The organism is Streptomyces sp. NPDC086519, from assembly GCF_040686075.1.
Classification (GTDB): Bacteria; Actinomycetota; Actinomycetes; order Streptomycetales; family Streptomycetaceae; genus Streptomyces; species Streptomyces shenzhenensis.
This window is the reverse complement of sequence record NZ_JBFBJL010000152.1, coordinates 1-3,264: the sequence shown is the minus strand read 5'-3', so window position 1 is coordinate 3,264 and position 3,264 is coordinate 1. Positions and strand designations below refer to the sequence as shown.

Annotated in this window: 3 protein-coding genes; 2 read left to right on the top strand and 1 reads right to left on the bottom strand. The window is 69.2% G+C overall.

The window, feature by feature from the left end:
• Positions 1-183: 183 nt before the first annotated feature.
• The gene (locus AB0P24_RS47680) at positions 184-1,527 is read right to left on the bottom strand and encodes an oligosaccharide flippase family protein (RefSeq protein ID WP_365805727.1); all 1,344 of its coding nucleotides are present in this window, start codon (positions 1,525-1,527) and stop codon (positions 184-186) included.
• 163 nt (positions 1,528-1,690) lie between these two features.
• Here AB0P24_RS47680 and AB0P24_RS47675 point away from each other — a divergent pair, with 163 nt between their 5' ends.
• Both AB0P24_RS47675 and AB0P24_RS47670 read left to right on the top strand, forming a co-directional pair.
• The gene (locus AB0P24_RS47675; RefSeq protein WP_365805725.1) at positions 1,691-2,731 is read left to right on the top strand and encodes a glycosyltransferase family 1 protein; all 1,041 of its coding nucleotides are present in this window, start codon (positions 1,691-1,693) and stop codon (positions 2,729-2,731) included.
• Positions 2,732-2,860: 129 nt separating this feature from the next.
• On the top strand, positions 2,861-3,264 hold a 404-nt coding region (locus AB0P24_RS47670; RefSeq protein WP_365805723.1), incomplete at its 3' end, for a GDP-mannose 4,6-dehydratase.

Here is a 3,264-nt window from a genome sequence, read left to right as displayed (position 1 = left end):
CGTCGGGGACGCCTCCAAGGCCGAACGCGTCCTCGGCTGGAAACCCACCACCCACGCCCCCGAACTCGCCCGCCTCATGGTCGACGCCGAACTCGGGTCGGTGAACGCCGCGCCGGGCGCCGCCCTGGGAACGGCGGCCGGCCCGCACGGCCCGAGCTGACCTGCGGCACCGGACGGCGGCGGTCAGCCGGCGGTCCGCAGCACGTCCAGGGCGGCCGCACGAGGACGCGCCAGCCGTCGGTGCGCGACCAGCACGCACGGCACGAGGACGATCAGCGTCTGCGTGACGACCGTGGACCACAGCGGCCCGGACAGGCCGAACCGGTGCACGGACCAGACCGACGCCACCACGTTCGCCACGGTCATGACGGCCCCGACGACGAGCTGCGGCCTCAACTCCCCCGCGCCGTTGAGGAACACGGCGACCGCCGTGGTCGCGCACATGATGACGACGTAACCACCCAGTGCCGCCGGCAGCCCGGAGGGCGCGACGGCCGCGTCGTCACCGCCCCACAGACGCAGCAGCCACGGGGTGACCGGGACGAGGACACTCGCCGCCACCGCGCCGGCTGCCGTCGACAGCCCCACCGACCGCAGGTAGGCGCCGCGCACCCAGGCCAGGTCTCCGCGTACCCAGGCCTCCCGATAGCTCGCCCACAAGGGCGTGAGAAACGCTCCGGCGACCGTGGGCACCGTGGCGTACACGGTGAACGGGAGCACGTAGGCGGCGACCTGGTCCGCGCCGAGGTAGTACCCGATGACAAAGGAGTCCGATTTGAAGGACACGATCCCCATCAGCGTCAGGAGGAACAGCTGCGCACCCTCGCGGCCCAGTCGGCCGCACGTGTCCCGGCCCACGTGGCGCAGCAGGGGCCGGGCATCGCGGACCCGCCCCGCCAGCAGGAGGGTCGGGACGAGACCGGCGAGCAAGGACGTGGCGAGATACACGGCCGTGAACCAGCGGAGGTCGGGGGCGAGGGCAGCCACGGCCAGCAGGCCCCCCGCTTGGGCCAGAACACCGGCCGACGTGGACAGCGCCGTCACATGACCCCGCCCCAGGGCGTAGTACACCCGGCCCCCCACCGTCAGGGGCAGGCTGAGTGCGGCCGTGACGCCTACCGCGAAGACCAGTTGGTCGACGACGGCTGCGGGCACCTGGTCCGCTCCCAGGAAATCGTTCCAGTCGAGGGTGAACGCGAACAGGCCGCAGAGCGCGAGAAGCAGCATCGCCGCACCGGTCAGCAGGACGAGGGCCGTGGTCACCACTCGGCGGGTCGAGGCCGCGTCGCCGGATCCACGCGCCTCGGAGACCTGTCCCATCACCGCCAGTCCGACCCCGAAGTCGAGAACCGAGAGCATGGTGAAGGTGCTGGTGAGGTTCAGCCAGAGACCGAACTCCTCCTTTTCGAGGCAACGGCCGACAATCGGCAGCACCAGCAGGTTGACGAGGAGGGAAATACCCCGAGCGCCCACCGTCGTGGCACCGACGGCGAGAATTCTCCGCCAGCGACCGGGAATCTGGTTCACGGCACATCCCGAGGTAGGACGGTCAGGACACGGCAGCCACGGTGACGGCGGCCCTTCACCTCAGTGTCGGCATCCGAGTGCTGTGTCGTCGCCGTTCGCCCGTCGTGTCGCGCATACAGTGACCGGACGTCGGATGCCCGCGGCCCGGGAGGAATCACGTCAGATGCGCGTCCTGTTCTCTCCGGACGTATTCGTCACGCAACGGTTCGGCGGCGTCAGCCGTTATTTCGCGGAGCTCCACACCGAACTCGTCAAACTGGGAGTCGACGCACGCCTGTTCTCCGGCCTGCACGACAATGCCTACCTCCGCGGCGGGGGCAGGGCACTGGGGGGTCTGCCCCAGCGACCGCGGCTGTTCCTGAGCAGCCGGATGTTCCGGTGCTACGCCGCCACCCAGCGCGCCGCGCACATCGTGCACCCCACGTACTACTCGGCCGAGGCATTCGGCCGGCGACCTCATGTCTGCACGTTCTACGACCTGATCCATCACAGATATCCCGACCAGTTCCCGAACGACACGACGGCCGAGCGCCAACGCCTGTGGGCCCGGCGAGCCGACCGGATCATCGCGATTTCCCACGCGACGGCACGGGACCTGGTGTGCGTGCTCGGGGTGCCGGAGGAGAAGATCTCGGTCGTCCACCTCGGCGTGCGTGTTCCCCGGCCCCGGACGCAGCGGCAGGCGGACGCCTACGTGTTGTACGTCGGCAACCGCGGAGGCTACAAGAACTGGCGGATCGTCGTGGAGGCCCTCCGGGATCCGCGGCTGAAGGATCTGCGCCTGGTGTGCTCCGGAGGGGGGCCCGCGACCCGGGAGGAACAGACCCTTCTGGAAAGCCGTCGCATGGCGAGCCGCGTCACGTTCGCCGCCGCCGACGACCTCACCCTCTCCCGCTACTACCGGGGGGCCCTGGGCCTCGTCTACCCCTCGCTCTACGAGGGTTTCGGGCTCCCGCCGCTGGAGGCGATGGCCGAAGGGGTTCCGGTGGTGGCCGCGCGGGCCGCCTCCATTCCGGAGGTCGTGGGTGACGCCGCCCTGCTCTTCGATCCCCGGGAAGCCGACGACCTCGTTCACGCACTGTGCCGGCTGCTCGACACCGCCGTCCGGGAGCAGTTGGAACGTCGCGGACCGGAACGGGCGCGCGTTTTCTCCTGGGAGAGCACCGCCCGGAGGACCGCCGACGTCTACCGCTCACTTCTTTGACGAAACGCTTTATTGCATACCGAAACAGACACATCGCCACAATACCGGGAAAGTTGAGTTCACCTCCCTACGCTTGCGGTGCCCCTGAGAGCCGCGCCGTCTCCACAGACAACCTCTCGGCGGCACCGGATGTCGAGGTCTACGCCCAGCAGGGAGTGCGTGGTGGCAGTCAAGAAGGCGTTCATCACCGGTATCACCGGCCAGGACGGCTCGTATCTCACCGAGTTGTTGCTGGAGAAGGGGTACGAGGTCCACGGCCTGGTCCGGCGGGCGTCGACTTTCAACACCCGGCGGATCGACCACCTCTACCAGGACCCCCACACGCCAGGGGTGCGCTTGTTCCTGCATTACGGCGATCTCACCGACGGCACACGGCTGGTGGGTCTGCTGGAGAAGGTGCGGCCCGACGAGGTCTACCACCTGGCCGCCCAGTCCCATGTACGGGTCTCCTTCGACGAACCGGAGTTCACCGGCAACACCACCGGCCTGGGCACCGTCCGCCTCCTCGAAGCCATCCGCAACACCGGCCTTCC